Annotated in this window: 10 protein-coding genes and 1 pseudogene; 2 read left to right on the top strand and 9 right to left on the bottom strand. The window is 40.3% G+C overall.

Translation table 11 applies throughout. The annotated features are described in order from the left end of the window. Positions 1-55 precede the first annotated feature (55 nt). Positions 56-1,618: a pentapeptide repeat-containing protein gene (locus tag HC643_RS37105; RefSeq protein ID WP_038073123.1), complete on the bottom strand. Its 1,563-nt coding sequence runs from the start codon at positions 1,616-1,618 to the stop codon at positions 56-58. Positions 1,619-1,831: 213 nt separating this feature from the next. Here HC643_RS37105 and HC643_RS37100 point away from each other — a divergent pair, with 213 nt between their 5' ends. Next, positions 1,832-2,671, top strand: coding sequence for a prephenate/arogenate dehydrogenase (locus HC643_RS37100; protein ID WP_038073127.1), 840 nt, complete (start codon positions 1,832-1,834; stop codon positions 2,669-2,671). An 8-nt stretch (positions 2,672-2,679) separates the two neighbouring features. Here HC643_RS37100 and dpdD read toward each other — a convergent pair whose 3' ends face one another. Further along, entirely contained in the window at positions 2,680-4,944 is a 2,265-nt protein-coding gene (gene dpdD, locus HC643_RS37095; RefSeq protein ID WP_038073129.1) for a protein DpdD, read from the bottom strand. After that, positions 4,941-5,462: a phospholipase D-like domain-containing protein DpdK gene (gene dpdK, locus HC643_RS37090; RefSeq protein ID WP_162002299.1), complete on the bottom strand. Its 522-nt coding sequence runs from the start codon at positions 5,460-5,462 to the stop codon at positions 4,941-4,943. The genes dpdD and dpdK overlap by 4 nt, the downstream gene beginning before the upstream one ends. Positions 5,463-5,727: 265 nt before the next feature. Here dpdK and HC643_RS37085 point away from each other — a divergent pair, with 265 nt between their 5' ends. Then, entirely contained in the window at positions 5,728-6,060 is a 333-nt protein-coding gene (locus tag HC643_RS37085) for a hypothetical protein (RefSeq protein ID WP_038073133.1), read from the top strand. An 18-nt stretch (positions 6,061-6,078) separates the two neighbouring features. Here HC643_RS37085 and dnaK read toward each other — a convergent pair whose 3' ends face one another. The 6 genes and pseudogenes from dnaK to HC643_RS42815 all read right to left on the bottom strand — a co-directional run bounded on the left by dnaK (position 6,079) and on the right by HC643_RS42815 (position 18,656). After that, positions 6,079-7,560, bottom strand: a complete 1,482-nt coding sequence (gene dnaK / locus HC643_RS41865) for a molecular chaperone DnaK (protein ID WP_272900281.1) — start codon at positions 7,558-7,560, stop codon at positions 6,079-6,081. Positions 7,561-7,803: 243 nt separating this feature from the next. Then, positions 7,804-8,985: pseudogene (locus HC643_RS41860) on the bottom strand (protein kinase domain-containing protein); the annotation flags it as partial. Between the two features lie 620 nt (positions 8,986-9,605). Further along, positions 9,606-9,914: a hypothetical protein gene (locus HC643_RS37075; RefSeq protein WP_038073135.1), complete on the bottom strand. Its 309-nt coding sequence runs from the start codon at positions 9,912-9,914 to the stop codon at positions 9,606-9,608. Positions 9,915-9,987: 73 nt separating this feature from the next. Continuing rightward, positions 9,988-12,357, bottom strand: a complete 2,370-nt coding sequence (locus HC643_RS37070; RefSeq protein WP_038073137.1) for an RNA-directed DNA polymerase — start codon at positions 12,355-12,357, stop codon at positions 9,988-9,990. A 203-nt stretch (positions 12,358-12,560) separates the two neighbouring features. Further along, positions 12,561-17,078, bottom strand: coding sequence for a protein DpdJ (dpdJ, locus tag HC643_RS37065; protein ID WP_038073139.1), 4,518 nt, complete (start codon positions 17,076-17,078; stop codon positions 12,561-12,563). Positions 17,079-17,261: 183 nt separating this feature from the next. Beyond that, positions 17,262-18,656, bottom strand: coding sequence for a ribonuclease D (locus HC643_RS42815; protein WP_167844839.1), 1,395 nt, complete (start codon positions 18,654-18,656; stop codon positions 17,262-17,264). Between the last annotated feature and the right edge of the window lie 9 nt (positions 18,657-18,665).

The following is an 18,665-nucleotide window of genomic DNA, read 5'->3' as shown; positions in this document are numbered from 1 at the left end:
AATGGTTAGTGGTTAGTGGTTAGAAGACCAATAACTACTAACCACTAACCCTTAACTATTGACTTATATAATGAAATCCTTTAAAAAAATCAACAATCATACTTAATGAGGGTGTAATCATTTGTGAGACCTCAGTAGAATTATCATAAGCTATGTAATGACCCTCATCAGAGCTATTAAGAAATCTTTTCCCAAAGTATGGATTATCATATAAAAGTAGATTTTGAGCACTAGAATTCGTCAAAACTATCTGAGTGGGGGCTTGAAAAAACTTAAATTTTGCAGTAATTTCTAAAATTTTTTTCATTTTCTTTATAATAGCAGCATTTTCTATTGCTTGTTCTAAGAGCATACTAACTTTTTCAATGCTTGGAAATTTCAAACCTAGTTGAGAGGTATCTTCACCTGAAATCATCTCTATCAGAGTATAGATATTTTTGTGGGCATTTGATGTATCTTTAAAGGGGAGAATAGCTATATAAGCTGTGGGTAATAAACACTCGTCATTATCCATACGGAAGGTGAAAATAGTGCGACGACACCCTACTTCTATACTTGGAGGTTGTTTGAGTTCTGGGTATTGCTGGGCGATTTGGTAATAAGCACCAGCAATGGCAAAATTTGCTTCATGGTCTATAGTTTTATCTACAATAATTCGGATGGTTGGCGGAGTTTCGTTAAAAAAGTCGCGGGAATCAAAAGAGGTAAAATTATGTATAACTGTTTGATCGCCTGTTGGACTGAGGTCTACCCATTCACAAATAATTCCTTCAGTTTTTAATCCAAATCTTGAAGTGGCGTATAATTTTGTTCCAGTTAAAACTGCTCCTGTAAGGTCTGCACCAACCCACTCTACCTTGATTAATTTTGCATGGGTTAAATCCGTATGAATTAGACTAGCATTGGTTAAATTGGCATAACTCAGATCTGCACCAATTAAATTGGCTCCACTTAGTTTTGCCCCACTTAAATCAGCCCACCTGAGATTTGCCCTACTTAAATCAGCCCACCTGAGATTTGCTCCACTTAAATTAGCCCCACTTAGATTGGCTTGGGTAAGAATTGCTTGTTTGAGTTCGGTATTGCGGAAATTGGCACCACTAAGATCCGCACGAGTTAAGTCAGCTCCTTTTAAATTGGCAAGTTCTAAATTGGCTCCTGTCAGGAAACCATCCTTAAAAGTTGTCTCACTTAAATTTGCCTCTCGCAGAACAGTATGTCTGAGTGCAGCTTCTCGCAAATCCGCACCTTTGAGGTTTGCCTTCATGAGGTTAGCATGGCTGAGATTGGCACGAATTAATTCGGTGCGAATCATAGAAGCCCCCTTGAGTTGGGCATTGCTTAAATCAGATCGAATCAAATTAGCAACGTTGAGACTAGCGCCTTTTAAGTTAGCGTTTTTGAGTATAGCTCCTCTGAGTCTTGCAACATTCAACTTTGCATAACTCAAGTTAGCTTCGCTTAAGTTCGCACCACTCAGGTTGATCACACTTAAGTCAGCTTTGGTGAAATTAACACCACTCAGTTTTGCTCCACTTAAATTGGCTTCACAAAGGTCAATTCCAGAAAAATCTCTTGTCCCTGATGCATATTTATCTAACAATTCCTCTACGTTCATTGAATTTACTCCTGAATTGCCAACTTCAAGAGTTGGTAGTATGCAAAAATTTGATTATTGGAGATTGGGTTAGGGGTTCCCTCTGGGGATAAGGGGCAATGGGGATTGGTCGTTAGTCATTAGTCATTGGTCACTGGTAAAGAACTGTGAACAAAGGACAAATGATAAATAACAGTTAACGCAGTTTCATTTATTGGGTACACAGTTACTGAGATGAATATTGGTATTCTGGGGCTTGGATTAATTGGTGGGTCTTTGGGTTTGGATTTACGATCGCAGGGACATTATGTCTTGGGTGTAAGTCGCCGGGAATCCACCTGTCAGAGGGCAAAAACCCTTGGCGGTGTGGATGAGGCTTCCGTAGAGATAAGCCTGCTTTCAGCAGCAGAGGTAGTCTTTATTTGTACACCTCTAGGGCTTATTATTCCCACATTTGAGCAGCTAATTGCTCATTTGCCTTCAAATGCAATTGTGACTGACGTTGGTTCAGTAAAAACACCGATAGTAGAAGCGATCGCACCTCGGTGGGAAAACTTTGTTGGCGGACATCCCATGGCGGGTACGGCTGAAAGTGGTATCGAAGCCGCTTTACGGAATTTGTTCTTAGATAAGCCTTATGTTCTGACACCATTAGAGACAACACCCCCAGATGCTATCTCGGTTGTGGAAAAATTAGTGCAGGAACTTGGGGCGAATCTCTATTCTTGTTCTCCGGAAGAACACGATCGAGCAGTCAGTTGGATTTCTCACTTACCCGTAATGGTGAGTTCCTCATTAATTGCAGCTTGTATGAGTGAACCAGATGCAAAAGTTTTACAATTAGCTCAAAATTTGGCCAGTTCTGGCTTTAAAGATACAAGTCGAGTTGGTGGAGGCAATCCAGAGTTGGGGTTGATGATGGCAAAATTTAATCGGCAGCAATTATTGCGATCGCTCTCACAATACCGTCAAAATTTAGACGAATTGATTCATGCGATCGAGCACGAAAATTGGGATTTTTTAGAACAACAATTACAAGCAACAAATCAGGCAAGACAAAAGTTTGTTGATTGAGTTGAACGTTATTCTCGTGCTAAATATTCCCCAATCTCCCGCAACATACTTGCACTTCCTTTAGTATTTACTAAAAGAATTGGTTGAAGATGTGATGGGCGATTGGCTTCAATAAAATTGGTGGCAGCGTGTTTGGCGCTAGCTGTCACCATCACAACAAGATCCGAATTTCTTACCCACTGAAGAAGTCGCTCATCACCTCCTTTATGATGGCTGAGATGAACTGTCACTTGTTGACAAGTAGCTTCTAAAATATTTTTAACTCTGATAGCTACAGTTTCTGTTAGAGTATATATAAGGACAGATTTACCCTTAAGTTTTTGGAAGATATTTGCCTCAACTTCAAAATTTGGCTCTCCCAAACTTGCTTTTTTGCCAAGCAAATCTGAAAGAAATTCTTTCAGATTTAAATCTTTAACTAAAGTGCGAAAAATTGCCCATTGCCCTTCATTAATACGTTCTGAAAAGCGATATAGAGTTTCAGCTGCAGCAAATAGGAGTTGTTCGCGTTTTTCTGGAACTGGGGAGGGATATGATACCAGTACATCCATTAAATCAAGTATCCAGTCAAAGTATATGGGTGAGGCGAATCTCTTCCAAAGTTCCATAGCATTATTGACTATTTCAGCATATTGTGATGTATTAACTCCTACTGTTAAAAGAGCGATCGCCAACTCATTAAACAAAACCAAATCCGCATTCCCACCCTCCGTGCTCAATACGAGTAGTTCCACGAGCGACTGATAAAGGGTGAGAAACTCGCGCCGGGGAAATTGCTCGTCTTCTTGAAAAAATTTCAACAAGTAAGGAAGGGCATTATGCAAAATCAACTCAGCTTTTGAGCCTACTACCAGCAATAATTCGTTAAACCTTGCAACTGCTTGAGGTTGTACAAGTAAACTGCTGACATTCCATTCTTCTGCTCCCTGACGTGCCGTTTGTAGCGCTCGCTCCCAGCTTGGATCTCGATCGATCTGCGATAACCACTCCAGCCAATTCGTCGGGACAGACAAGGCTGTAAGGTCAGCTGTTCCTTCCTGGCTTCCTTGTAGTTGGCTAAGAAAATCTTGGTTCCAACGAACCTTGAGCAAGACAGTTTGTTCCTCAACCTTCAACTCGTTAAACGCTTGCATTGCAGCGTTTTCCACTGCTAAGGTTTGCAATTCGTAGGCGCATTGGAAGAGCAAGCGAACTTTTTCTTTCGATGATGGAGCATCACAAAGCAAGGAAAACGCTTGGTCGAAGTCTCCGTTTTTGGCGAGATGTTCGGCTTGTTGTAAGGGATCGCCTGTGCTAGGTGGTGTAGCATCGGGTAGGAGTGCAGCTAACTGTTGTAGATAGCGATGGTGAGTCTCTTCAACGTCGTCAATTGCTAGCAGTTCGTCTCGGAGCCCAGGCTTTGATAGCTCTCCACCTACTGCTAGGAGCATAAATAACTTTAAAACTTCTGGGATTTTACTACCTGCACGGATAGTTAAAAGATTGTTGTAACGGGGAAAAACGACTTCTTTGAAATAGGCTACAGCACTTTTGGGAGCGTTATTGTCCTCAAAATGTTGCAATTCATTGCGGTATACTGCTTTTAGTAATGCTTGGGTAACCGCAAAAGGTCTGCGAACTTGTAAAAGATTGCTTAGTTCTGGTAGAGAAAGCAACTCTTTCCATTGCTCTAATTCTGCTAAGAGTTGCACCCGTAGAAACAGAAGATTGAGTGCATCCAGACGGTGTTGGTCTAAAAGGTATTGTAAAGAATTTTCCGCAGATGCGCGATCGCCTGCTTGGATCGCCATGTAAAAGTCACGCAGGACTCGACCTGTAGGACGGGGAATGCTTGCAACCCGGAGCACTCGTCTCTCACTGACCCGGCGCATCCGTTCGAGTGCTTCCCAAACGTCCTTTGCTTGTCCGCACAATTTGACTGTAGCCCCTCCGGTAAATTCATAAACTGCTGCTTCTACGGGGTCTTGCAGGTCGAGTTGTGCTCGTTGTCCCCGAAATGTCGAGTATGTGGGACCGACAAACGCCATTAATTCTTCACTTAAGCACCTTAATTGGCGTTCGGACAGGGCGATCGCATACCAATCTACACTTAATTCTCGCCAGCAGGGAAGAACTGTAGGTTGGGGTTCGCCCTTGGTCAATAACTCTACCCAAGGACGGATTTTTGCTTGTTTTCCTTCACCAAGTTCTATTTTATTTAAGTCAAATTTATTACCCGTACCAAAAAATTGCTCCAGGAAGTGGCGGACTTTTGCTTGACTCGGGCTTCTCATTGCTCCACACCTCCCCAACGTTGGGTAAAAACCAACTGTTCTTGGGCGATGACTTCTCGTGATGTCTCGTAAGTTAATGCTTCTTCATTAAGATTCGTACCGTTATAAGTGAAGTTCATAGAACCCGCAAGATAATAACTTTCTCCTAAGATACCTTTTGCATGGAGTTCTCCTGTTAGGTGAAATTTCACGGGAAATTTTTGATGGTTAATTCTAGCTTTGACTTTTTCTTTGAAAGTTTTGTTGTGGGTATCGGGACGGGTAGCAATGTGTAGGGTTGTTCCGCGTTCGGCTAAGGTAGTAATTATTTGGGAGAGGCGAATGTGAGAGCGACTCCAGGAAGGTTCCAAGCACAGGAAGGTGTTAGCAGTGTTATCGATAATGGGTATATCGGATATCCAGGGGGAGACAAGCCATATACATTGACTGGGGTTAAGGAGTTCGGCGGTAAAGATAGTTTGGAGTAAGTCGGGGATTTGGCGGGAACTTAGGCGGGAGTGTATGTAACGGGAAGGCATAATATAAGTGATGATGAAGTACATTTGGGCGGGCGAGAACGCTAACCCTACCACTAGATTTGCTCAAGCCTCGCTTTAAGATGTTTCCTCATCAACAATCTTAATTATCTTCGCCCCTCTTCTATTATGGATTGGGTAAGAAATTAGCTTTGGCTGTAGAGGATGTCGCAGGAGGTCATTCTAGGCGGAAAGGAAATGCCACTATTGATTTGTCTTAGTAAAAATCTCCTGAATTGTAACCAATCAACTCTTGTTTTGATGAAATATGTCAAACTTTAGCACTACGATTGTACGTCTGGTTTACTACAGAGTTATTGAGCGTCGAGGTAATGGTTGGGCTGTTCAGGAAGGTACATCATTCATAAACTTTTTTAATGCACCTTTACTCTCCCATGAAGAGATATTTGCAGCTTTTGGTACTTCAATCAAAAAATTAGCAATCGAGCTTTTCCGCATTAATGGTCAAAAGCAGGGTTACTACATTGCAAATATATTAGATAAACAATATTACTATTGCGGTACTCAGTGGAAGGATGTGAAAACCAAGCTAAAGGAATTGGGAATTGGGAGAGACAGCCCAATTGAGGATAAAGATTAAAGAGTGAAGGAAAAATGCCTACTGTGGGTCAAAGTTCACTGTTATTGAAGTTTGAGTTCTCTTGTCCCATGCAGAAACGGAAAGGAAACCATAGACATTGATTTCAAATATGACTTCAATTTGCGGTACTCCTTTGGAGGCTGGAGGAATACCATTTAAACAAGAGAAACCCAAGCTTTTGTTGTGCTTTGCAAGTTCTGCGTCTCCTTGTAAAATATGTATTTTTACGTTATTTTGACCATCTTCAGTAGTACTGAAGTTATCTACAAATTTAGTAGGTACAGCAGTATTACGAGGGATAATATTGGTCATGCTCCCACCCAAGGTTTCTACACCTAAGGATAACGGTGTTACATCCAGCAATAAAATACCAGTCATGGCACCACCCAATACACTTCCTTGAATAGCAGCACCCAATGCAACAACTTCATCACGATTGATGTTTTGCTTTGGTTCTTTACCTAATAAATTCTTCAGCATTTCTTGTACAGCAGGGATGCGAGTAGAACCACCAATTAACAAAACTTCATCAATATCACTTTTGTTTAACTTGGCATCACGCAGTACATTCTCAATGCCAACACGACAGCGGTCAACTAAATCTGAGCAAAGTTTCTCAAATCTAGTACGAGTTACCGTCCTGTCTAAATGTTTAGGACTATTTTGAGTAACAGCTATACACGGCAGGTTAATTTCTGTTTGAGTGGCGCTTGAAAGTTCAGTCTTAGCTTTTTGGGCTGCTTCTATTAGGCGTTGTAGTGCTTGTCTGTCTTTACGAAGGTCAATATTTTGATCTACCTCAAACTCGTTAGCTAAGTAATCAACGATTTTCCAATCGAAGTCGTCGCCACCTAGTAGAGTATCGCCAGAAGTTGCTAACACCTCAAACACACCATCACCAACTTCCAAAACAGACACATTGAAACTACCACCACCAAGATCAAATACCAGGATTGTTTCGTTACTCTTTTTGTCAAACCCATATGCCAAAGCAGCAGCGGTTGTTTCATTAATAATCCGCAGTACTTCCAAACCAGCTAATTTACCAGCATCTCTTACTGCTTGGCGTTGGGAATCGTTAAAGTATGCAGGAACAACGATCGCAATTTGTGTGAAGGACCCGTCCAATTTTTTGTTCGCATCCTCAACTAGCTTGCAAAGGAGTTGCGCTAAAATTTCTTCAGGAGCAAATTGTTTATTAAGAGCTGGACAAAACAACTTAACGTTGCCATTATTATCTTTTTGAACATTATATGTAACTTTTGTTACTTCATTTCGGACTTCTTCGTAACTGCGTCCAATAAAGCGTAAGACTGAGTAAAAAGTATTTTCTGGATTAGTCACCGCTTGACGTTTAGCAGTTTCTCCAAATAAGCAATTACCATTTTTTCCAAAAGCAACGACTGAAGGTGTTGTCCTAAAACCTTCAGCATTCTCTAAAACTATAGGTTTTCCACCTGAAATTCCTGTAACTATTGACTTAGTTGTTCCTAAATCAATTGCTAAAACAGAGCAGTCAAGCTGATTTAGTTTTCTTTTAGAGGTTGCGTAGCCATTGGACTGATTATTGTTAGCAGGTGGATTCTCAGTGGGAGTGGGTGTAACGGGAGTCGAAGTAGATGCTTGATAAGCGCTTGCTACCTCTGTAGGTTCAGTTGCTGTGGCTAGCTCAGTTGGTGCAACTGAGCCACTTTGTTCCAAAGTAATTGCTGTTACTCTTAAATTAATTTGCCCTAACTGCAAATTGCTACCTTGAGAAAGTGCTATTTCCCCTGTAGGCAAAGCTTTTCCATCAACAATCGGAGGATTTGTCTGGCGTAAATTTCGCACATAGAACTGTCCCACTTGCTGGTTAAAGAAAATTTCTACGTGTAACCCTGATACCGTCAAATCAGAAAAAACAAGATCGCACTGTACAGGATCGCGCCCTATCCTTACAGTTCCAGGGTTTTTACTTTGTTGTTGGTCGCGAATAATTGTATTTTTTACCTGTCCAACTTCGAGCCACTCTAAAGTTAATTGATTGACTACCGCACCTTCTACCGTCTGTGGTTGGGAAGTTTGTACCAATTGCTGAAGTGCTTGCAGTACCTCACCAGCAGACTGGTAACGCTTTTGGCGGCGATAGCGTACCATTTTACTGACAATTGTTGCTAATCCCGAACTTACGGATACTTTATTTTGCCAGATAATCTTACCTGCTTCGTTTTGTCCAACAATCTCGCCTGTATCTTTATGCCAAATAATTTCACCAGTATTCTCATCTTCCGGAAGTAGATGGGGATATACACCAGTTAAAGCTTCAATAGCTGTCATGCCGAGAGCATAAATATCACTACTGAATTGTGGTTTTCCTGCAGTTTGTTCTGGAGGTGCATAACCTAACGTATAAACTCGCGAACCAACAACTGTTGAAGCACCTGTACCTGGAGTGTTAAGAACTTTTTCTTTAATCGCCCCAAAATCAATTAACACCAACTTGCGATCGCGGTTTCGTCGCATGATGTTGTCTGGCTTAATATCCCTATGAATCACTCCTTCATCATGAATAAACACCAAAACTCTCGAAATATCTTGCAATAAAGCAATTATTTCGGTTTCCGTCCAATACCTTGTAGGTGGCATTTCATCTCTAAGAGAATGCCCATCTATAAATTCTTGAACTAAATAAAATTCTGTTCCTGAGTGAGCTTTTAATTCTGGTATTTGGTCATGCTTACCTAATTTAGCAAGGGTGAGAGCTTCTTTGGCAAAAAGTTCTTTCGCTTTTTCGAGACTGCGAGGGTCATCTGGTTGCAGGTGTTTTACTACACAGTAAGGGTTTTCAGGATACTGTGTGTCTTTGGCTAAGTAGGTTTTTCCAAACGCTCCCTTGCCTAATTCCCGAATAATTTGGTAACGACCTTGAAGTAGCTGATTTATCATAGTAAATTTCATTAAAATTTAGACAGGTTTTATACATTTAAATTAAAACGTGACATTCTTAAATCCTGGAGCTAGTACCGAAGTATTATGGTTTTTATCGGTTACAATTCGTTGCTACTAGCACCATAATTGGCGCAAGTCCACGAGAGAACTGATGGTGCAAGTCTCAGTCAAGCACTAAGGATTGTCAGGGCAAGGCTCAAACTTAATATTTAATTGTATAAATTCATACTCTATAAATTCAAAAAAGAACCCTATTAGAATGTGTAAATTGTTGTCTAAAAATAGTTTGCCCAGGATATCTCACGGAATAACAAATTTAATACAACCTTTAATTAAGAGTTTTTTCAGTAATTATGCTTGTATTTTTTCGGTTATTCATGCCTATATAATGCAATGGTGGAATACAATAAGGGATTCAAATCCAAATCTAAATAGTTCTTCCCACATCCCGAAGCAGATTTAAAACCTCATCAGAGTCAGTACTGGCTTAATGCCGATCCGATGGCTCCAGATGAATTTGCTGCACAGGTAGAAATAACATTGCAATTTCATAAGGTAAATGTATAAGGGCATCCAATAAGGACGCCTTGCGTAGATCGATGAGACATGATGAGTCACTAACAATAATCCGAATAGACACAACTTGGTCCCTCTAATCCAGCCTCTACTTGGTGAATCGGTTTTCGCAAAAGTTCTGCAGCTTTACTTAAAGAAATTAAACCTTCTGCTAACGCACGATAACAAAGCCGCTCAAATCGGCAAGCTTGTTCTTTTTTACCTCTTTCTTCAGCTACTTCTAATTCTTCTGGTTCAGTGGTTCTCCAATATCTTGCGATCGATTGAAAAGAGTAAGTTAAAGTTGCTTCAGAAATAATTCCGATAGCTTGAAGACGAATCAATAGTGCTGCTCCATTCACTTGATACAATCGTTTAAGCTCAATATTGGTTTCTATTAAGGGTTCTGGTCTTATCTAAATCGTGTTATACACTTGTTTTATATCATGGTTTTGATACAGTAACTGAAGTTGTAGGAACAGATAACGTATTTAGCCAAAAATTAAAAATTTCTTGAAGAGCGACATTAAGTTTTTTACAAAAAAATTTTGTTTCTTCAAAAGTAATCTTTTTTGAATGTGATTTTGTTTTTTTATCTACTGGATGATCGACACGGTTTCGCATAGAGCCAAGTTCTTTCCAAGTTTCGTAGCTATTTGGAAGGGAATTGGTGAAAACTTTTCTGTCTGTTAGAGATGCATAACCATCATGTAAACCTGATTCTGATGGGAAAGTGTATTCATAAAAAGCAATTAAAGTTAGATGTGCAAATTGATGAAAAGTTCTGATATAAGCATTCGGTGATTTATGATAACTACTGACAGATTCTCGTAACTGTTCGACGGATCTTTCATAATGTACACCATAAAACAGACAAAGATTACTATATGATAATGAAACGTTATACATAGTTGAAAGCGTCTGATAGATAAAGCATATTTTTGGTGCGTCTGGTGATAAGCCAACAGATCTAACTAAATCTGACAGCTTGCTCATTTCTTGATGGTAAGGCTTTAAATCATCCCAAGTAACTCTACACTTATTCATTTGTAGAAGATAAATAGCTAATCTGTGCATTACAGAACTTTGATCGGTACAAATTAAGCGAAACAATGCTAAAAGCTTATGATAAGATTTAATCCTCTGAAAAGCACTATAAGCTAATTCTTGTCTAAGCAGTGATGAAGATTCTGGATCATCTTTACTATTATGCTGTTCTTGCTGCAAACATTCCATAAAATAGGAATGTTGACCAGGCAGTTTTCCTAATATTCGTGCAGCTATCATTCTGGCATACCAGTCCAGCTGAGTATCAGCTAGCCATTCTCGGCATATAAACCCAGTCTTTTCAGCTCCATTAATTTGATATAAAGACCATAGTGCATTAGCACGATGCCAAGAATATACCTTATGTTTATTTATAAAATTTTGTAATTCTTCTACAATGACTGAATCATTTTTAAACCGTCCTAAACAATAACATATAGCTTCAGAACGCCAAGGCAACTTGTAAAGTAAATCTACTAATTTCTCACGTATTAACTCATAAGGTTCTAGTCGGTATAGGCAAAATGTGATATTAGATTCTGCTTCTTTACTTTTGTCTGAGTTATCTAAAAGTGAATAAGCTTCTGAAAAGACCTCCAGTAATTGCTCTTGTAATTTTATATTTTCTGTTATATCTTTATTTAACTTACTCTGTAAAGAGTATCTTTCAACCTCCTCTTCTTCTTCAAAATCATCGTTGTTCTCTTCACATAAATCCGTGCAAGTATGCAATTTTGTTGTTTCTCGATCTATATTACCGTTAGCTGTTTTATTAACATAATCTGCTGCCAATTCAGCTTGTTCACTTTTAGGAATAGTAGGCTCTTTAATTAGAGTATATTCTCCTTCTCCTGTGGGATCTGTAATTATAAAGCGTAAATGCGTAATTTCTTTAGTTATATCTTCAATTTCATGAAGGCTAGTTTTTGTGACTTGAGCTACTAATCCAGCACGCTTAAGTTCTAAATCAAAAAGAATTAGTCCTTGCTGAACAGTTGGCTTATCGCGTCCTAGAATGCGTATATCGTCTACATAGCGTACATAGTTATATCCTTTACAAATCATTATCTTGTCAAGTTCATGTAAAAATAAATTTGCTAAAAAATCAGAAGCATTACTACCTTGAGGAATTCCACGACTCATTTTTACATTTGCTGTATGTGCAGACCATTTTGAAAGACATTCTCTCAAGAGGTTTTCAAATTTACTAAATTCTTTACATCTACAATATTTCCGTACAATCTGAATAAGTCTCTCATGGTCAATAGTGTCATAGAAAGACACAATATCTGTTGAAGCAATCCAAAAATTACCATTACGATACAATCTTTCAACAGAATTAACAAAATTATTATATTGTTGTTTCCAGGGACGGAGCATCCAACGTTTACCTGAACCAGCATAAATATTACCAAAAATATGTTGATTCTGATAAGTCACCAGATATTGATGGCTTTCGTCAGCAATAACATTAACAAGAGCCTGGTAAACAATAACATCAGGTACAGCCATAAGCGACATTGTTCTCAATGTTGTTGATGGTTTTGGAACATACACTTTATGATCTGCTAAAGGTGTATATGGAAAATCTTCCGCTTGTACTTGCCTGATTAAATCTTTTAGATTAGCTTCAAGATTAAATGCAAATATTTTAAAACCCAACTCATCAATAATCATACGGCTAGTAACATTTACTGTTCTTTGCCAAGCCAGCAGAAAATTATCGTAAGTTAAAAATTTATCCCACAGATTTTCACTAAATGTCATTCTTGATATTTCTTACTGAGTTAATGGAGTGTAACCAATCAAATGCTTATACTTATTTTAAGTCTTTCCCAACAAGAGTTCCAAGTATAGAATTTTAATCAAAGAAAGTAAAATAGGTAATTTTAAATCATAATTTTAGCTTAAAAAATATAATTACTTAGTTTATTATATAACTTGTATAAAAACTATTGTACTACGCATTATTACTGCACCATCTCCCGTACTTGTAACCGTACCGCAAACCCTTGCGAATGCCGTTGTACGCCTTCCACCATGGGGTAAACCTGCAAAAATCCTAACTCCATCGGTTCCACTGCTAAACTCAAAATCGCTGCTTTTAAATCCTCCTTGGCATCAGGACGTGCTATCAAGGAAACTGATGCACCTTGTCTAAATGCTTCCTCTACCTGTTCCCGCCAGTTGGTTTCATCTAGCGCAACTGTTTGTTCATCCGCTTGCAATACATCCAGTAACAGTTCTCTATCTGCATCGGGAAGTAGCGTAAAAGGATTATAGGAAGATAAAGCTCTCGCACGCAGTACATTCCCTCTCGCCCACAACAACCCATAAATCACCTGAAACCGCCAATAAGGTGATGGTTGTACTAAACCAAGATGCAACAACACTCGATCTAACTGGTCATCATGACTCGCTACATAGGCAAAAACTCGCGCATCAATTTCAATGCCTAACCTTTCTTCTTCTCCATACCACAAACGAATCAAATCCAGCAGTAATTTATCTGTTTGAGAAGTACTCCCAGGACGCAAAACCCGTGCGTTAATTGCGGTGATGACTGGATGCGTGACTAAAATTCCCTGAGAAGATAGGGCTTTGCGGAAGCGATCGCTGGCTTGTTTTAATTCATTGTATCCCTCTGCCAACCGCACTTTTGTCATCGTATCAATAATATCCTCACTCGTTTGGGTTAATTCCAAAAACCGTGTCAATTCTGAATCCACAATCTCAAAATCTGCTGGTTGCAGTGCATTCTCCGCCAATCGGAAAAAGTTTTTAGGGTCAGCAGTATAGCGGCGTAAAATTTCCTCAATGACTCCACCACCGCCAATAGTAGACTCAGTTATCCAAATTTCTTCCACACCCTGTGGAATAGCAGGTGCATCTGACGGACGAACCCCTGGTTCGATATCCAAAATTAGGTCGTCCAAGTCAAAATGAGGACACAATTGTCCGCACGCATTGAGTATAGCTCCTCCCATGGTTGCTTTTAAACGCAATGCTGCCCAAGCGTTCCACTCTTTATCGGGTTCTGACCACAAAACTGGGGCAAGGTCGTTTAATATTGATTGGATTGTATCTGCGTTGCACAGCGATCGCAACCTATCGTGTACTCTTTGCCTTCCCTGAATTTCTCCTGACACAGATTCCCCTGGTTCTAGTAAGGTTTCCTCAACGTTCAAAGTTTGAAAGATATTGTCAAGAACCCTTGCCATTTCCTGACCTATATTTTCACTTAAAAGAGCTTCAAAAGCTTCTGACAGCGAGATTTGGTCAGCTAAGGCGCGGGCGGTAAGCATTGATATATATATTTGATAAAGCCATTCCCGTTGGAATCCATTTGTGAATTCACATAATTCTCTATCTGTCAATACTTTATATCTGAAATATGCCGTGTAAAATGCCCTAATCTTCCCTTGATTGGAATCGTTCTTATCGATCCTGAAATTCGGCGGAATGCAAAAGCGAAAGACCAAACCGTCAACAGATTGAGCAAATCCTACAGCAGCTGGTCTACCATCACTGTGGGTAAAGCGAATTGTGGTGTTGAGTTCGTGACCTGTTTTGAAGCGGATGTTTGCTTGGGATGAGATCGCAAAGCGTCGTACTTCCACTGGCGATTGTTGAGCGTGGGTAAAGCAAGATACTTCTGTAATGAGTTTGCTCCACGGGGAACCTTGAGGAAGTTCGAGTTTTATGCCAGAGTCAGGTGGTATAATTTGACTGCGCCATTCCAACTGGGCATTAGAAGTAATTGCAATATCACGCGGAACTTGAGTCGGATGAATTGCCCAAGGGCGAATGCAGCGAATATCTACGACTTCCCCATCTTGCAAAAATTGAAAATTTCCCACTTCTTCAAATTCAGTACAGTAGTCCTTTACAGGTAAATTTTGCTCTATATGTTGCAAGTCTTTTGGAGCAATCCAGTGGCTGGCGTGGATGTGCTGTATGCCAAAACGACGCGTGACTCTTCCTGGAGCAAAGGTTTTTAGGGCTTGGACAATGGGCAAAGGGTTGATATCTGGCTCGCTGTTGCGGCTTTGGGGTGGTGTAGTAATTAGCACTTCTGGCAATAACAGGTCAGTAAATAAGTTGGGGGGAACGAAATCAGGTAAGGGGTCGCGGGTTTGATAGTCTTTTTTTGATTCATCTAGATGGAGGGGATAGAGCTTCCAACCAGACTCCAAACGCCGCAGCAAAGTGGGAAGCACCGCCATCATCAATGAGCGTGGGGGTTCCCAAAGAATTGCTTCGACTTCATCTTTGGTTAGGTGTAATGCTGATGACAAATATGTTTCTAAACTGCTGAGTCCTGCTTCTGTTTCAAGAATATTTTTGATAAGTTCGATTTCTTGTTTTTGGCGGTTGGTGTTGAGTAAGTTGGGACTAGCAAAGTCACTCCAAACAGTTCCTTGGTCAGTTAATTGCTGTCCTACCCAGTCCATAAAGGCGAAAACAGCTTGAATGCGGATGACATAGCGGTTGGATATGGGGAGACTTCGCTTTTCTAAAACTGGGTTAAACAGCATATCGTAGTTCTGATAGGCGATTCTGTCTCTTCCGTAATCAGACAGCACCACTACCGTCCACGGTCGCATGGTTCGGCGTCTCCCCGCCCTTCCTTTTCTTTGTAAAAAAGATGCCATATCTCTCGGTGCTTTGTGCTGAATCACACCTCCAACTTCTGGGTCGTTAAATCCCACTTCCAAAGCAGCAGTCGCAACAATGACATCTGAATTTGGCGTGATTCCAGTATCCTGCGAACTGGTGCGCCCGATGGTTAAAGGAAGTTCCAATCCATGACCGATTTCTTGACACAATAACCAAGATTGACCTGCAATCAGCCTGTCTCTACCATCAGCCGCAGTATGCGATCGCAACGCCGCGAATGGCTGTCGTCCTCGCATGGGACGACCCCAACTATCCCGACCTTCCGCATCTAAAAGGTCATGAAACAAGCGGTTGGTTACATCTAAGTCGTCTGTGAAGGCGAAAACACGAGAGCCAAAAAATCCTTTGCTGGGGGGTTCTTCCGATGGGTCAAGTACTCGTCGCAGCAACATTGCTGTTTGGATAGTTGTAGACAACAGACTTGTTCCCGATACGGGGTCGCCTCTGAGAACCAGTTGATACTCCATCCCCTCAGCAATTAAGTTTTCACCTGGTGAAATCTCTTCTACCAAACTGGGATTTAAACCTGTAAGTTGGCTAAAAAATTCGGCTGCACTTTCTAGTGTTGCTGAAAGCCCTGCGAAATGCACTCTCTTAGCAATAATTTTTTGCCAGCGTCGCAACAGGTAAGCAACTTGCGCTCCGTGTATTCCTGTATATGTATGTACCTCATCCAACAAAACGATTTCAGGAGTTTTTGCGGCTCCAATCCCAAAGACATGACCGTAGCGGGAGTCTCCCATAGACCGATTTAACATTTCCGTGCTGGTAAAAACCAAGTCAGGGGGAGTTTTTGCCATGCGATCGCGTGTCAGAATCACTTCATCTTCTTGGATAACAGCACCGCAGGAAAGATTGAGACAGGAAAGTTTTTCTCTTCTTGCTTCCACATCAGCCCGTCGCCAGGACAGCGCACCTTCACACTTGGGACATCGTAGGTAAGGACAAGTAAACCCACCGCTCTGGGATTCCCATTTCTCTTGCACCCGCTCCAAGGTAGCGCTTCTGGGAGTTAAGCCAAAAAAAGCACCAATTAGAATTTTACGCTTTCCTTCTGCTATAAGGACTTCATCGAGACGACGTGCTTCTTGATAAGTTTCGGAAAATTGGTCTTTGAGGAGTTCGTTACGGGGATAAATTGCCAGTCCTTTACTCCAGCAATCATTTTTGTTGACTAAAACCGCAATATGTGCAAGCGCTGGTAAGTAAAATGCCAAAGTTTTTCCCGTTCCAGTTCCAGCACAAACGATCGCACCCCGACTTTTGCTACTGTTCAGGTCTTGGAGTATCTGAACAGTAGCACGCAGCTGAAAATCTGCGAGTTGTACTTCACCACGGGAGGGGGAATTGAGGATAGCTGTGACGGCTTTTTGTTGGATTGGTGTTAGGAGTTTGTCGGCTTCTAATTGTGCGATGGCTGTTTCTGGTGCGATCTCTCTTTTTGGATAGAGTCGCGGGCGAATTTGCAAGCGGTAATCAGCTACTAAGGTGGGAGAGGTTTGCCAAGTATTATTAAGGAAGAGTTGACGCAGCCGAGCGAATAGTCTTACTGTCTCAGACATCCGGGTACGAAAAAGCTGGCGTCCTCTCAGGTTAAAGTTAAAGAGTAAGCGTCGTTCAAGGGTTTCGTTGATTAAGTCCCAAGTTTTGATGTCGCGATCGTTGTCATCTATGAAGTCTGATGTGATGTCTTCGAGTTCTTCTTCTGTAAATCCTCCATCTACGATTCCCCATGTCAGGAGTTTTCTTTCCTGTTCTTCTAGTAAATTTAGGAAGTCTTGAATTAAGGGGTTTGTTATATTAGTCATTTCAGATTGGAAGATTTTAGATGATTTAACTATCAATCACGGTTTAACTCTCTTTGCATTCATCAGCTGTTGGGCTGATAAGAATGCACTTCGATAACGGGTGGGAACGCCTGTTCCACAAGAGCTTGATTGGCGCAGACTGTGCAAATTAAAGAATTCTTAGCTTTTATGAGGATTTGTATATTAAGTCAAGCGTATTCGTAAAGATTGAGCCAATCTATGCTCGATTAACCACTCTTTAACTTCTGGAGTCAGAAGATCGAGAGTAGCTCCTTGATGAGCGGCTGCTTTGAGAAAATTTTGTACGTTTTGTGGTATTTTATCAGAACTTAGACTGTCTAAGGATTGGTTCAATTGCTCGATTATTTTATCTACTCTGTCAAATTCTTCGCTGTTTTTGGGAAATTCAATTTCTTGGATTTGTCTATCTAATGTGTCAATCCTCTGAATCGTTGGTTTAAGTGACTCTATTTCAGCAAATATTTTTAAAACTTCTTTATTTCTGCTTCGTAGCTGTTGAGCTAAGTAATTTTTCCAAGCTTGAGACAGATTTTGCTTCAGTGTATTTTTAAGATTTTCTATTTTAGAAAGAAAATCCGTACTTTTAAAAGTATTGCTGTTCAGAATCCATTCGGGATTTGTCTGGAAATTTTCTTTAATAGAGGTAATTATGGTTAATAAGTTATCTACTTTTTGATTCAAGTCAATATGAATGTTTCCTTTTTGTCTAAAAGCTCTGAGAGCAATAATTAGAGGTAAAATTTCCCGCACAGTATTGGTGATTTTTGCTTGTCTTCCTGTAAAGCCGTCAATTTGTGCTGCATATTTTGTTAATTCAGTTTTTTGTTGAGATAAATCTATCAGTTCCTGGCATTTTTCTTTTAAGGATTTGGATGTGGTTTCGGGAATTTGATTGAGAAATTTTTCAGGTTCCACAGGCAAATTTAAACGATCGCTACCCTCACCATACACTTCAGACAAACTAGGGTTTCGAGGAAATTTATCTGGATTATCATACTCTAAAGTTAACTGTCCGTTGGATTTTAACCACTGATTTAAACAAAAATACACTTGTGCTAGATAGACGGTGTCCATCTTGGCGTATTCTAACTGTTTTGGGCTGAGGGGTCTTCTCCCCCAGTCACTTCTTCCTTCCTCTGCATCTACATTGGTAAAATGGCAAAGTTCTTTGGCTAATGTTTTAAGTTGTAGATTTGATGTTCCCAAGCGATCGCGTGATATACTTCTTGCTATCTTGTATGTACAAGTGATATTCTCCGCCTGAGTGCTTCCTAAATATTTGAGGTCAAAGACAGCGTTGTGGAAAACTTTTTCAATTTTGTCATTTGCCATGATTTGAGTGATAAAATACTTTGTAATATCAGGTTTGTTTAGTACGTCTAATATGTAAACGCTGTCGCCAGTTAAATCGTTTGCTTCTGCTAAAACTTGAATGAGAGATAGTTTGGGTGAGGGGGTGTCATAATCCGCAACTTCTGTATCTAACCAAAGTATTGGATGTGAAGTAAGTTCGGGGATGATTGCTTGAATGTCTGAAGCTTGAGTTAGGTAAAACATTGTTTTATT

The organism is Tolypothrix bouteillei VB521301, assembly GCF_000760695.4.
Classification (GTDB): Bacteria; Cyanobacteriota; Cyanobacteriia; order Cyanobacteriales; family Nostocaceae; genus Scytonema; species Scytonema bouteillei_A.
The sequence above is the reverse complement of the archived record's forward strand: the minus strand, read 5'-3'. Positions and strand labels throughout refer to the sequence as shown.

Bases quoted from the DNA above. Each gene is read 5' to 3' on its own strand.
- HC643_RS37085 (WP_038073133.1), top strand. From the start codon at position 5,728: ATGTCAAACTTTAGCACTACGATTGTACGTCTGGTTTACTACAGAGTT.
- dpdJ (WP_038073139.1), bottom strand. From the start codon at position 17,078: ATGACTAATATAACAAACCCCTTAATTCAAGACTTCCTAAATTTACTA.
- HC643_RS42815 (WP_167844839.1), bottom strand. From the start codon at position 18,656: ATGTTTTACCTAACTCAAGCTTCAGACATTCAAGCAATCATCCCCGAA.
- HC643_RS37070 (WP_038073137.1), bottom strand. From the start codon at position 12,357: ATGACATTTAGTGAAAATCTGTGGGATAAATTTTTAACTTACGATAAT.
- dpdK (WP_162002299.1), bottom strand. From the start codon at position 5,462: ATGCCTTCCCGTTACATACACTCCCGCCTAAGTTCCCGCCAAATCCCC.
- dpdD (WP_038073129.1), bottom strand. From the start codon at position 4,944: ATGAGAAGCCCGAGTCAAGCAAAAGTCCGCCACTTCCTGGAGCAATTT.
- HC643_RS37105 (WP_038073123.1), bottom strand. From the start codon at position 1,618: ATGAACGTAGAGGAATTGTTAGATAAATATGCATCAGGGACAAGAGAT.
- HC643_RS37100 (WP_038073127.1), top strand. From the start codon at position 1,832: ATGAATATTGGTATTCTGGGGCTTGGATTAATTGGTGGGTCTTTGGGT.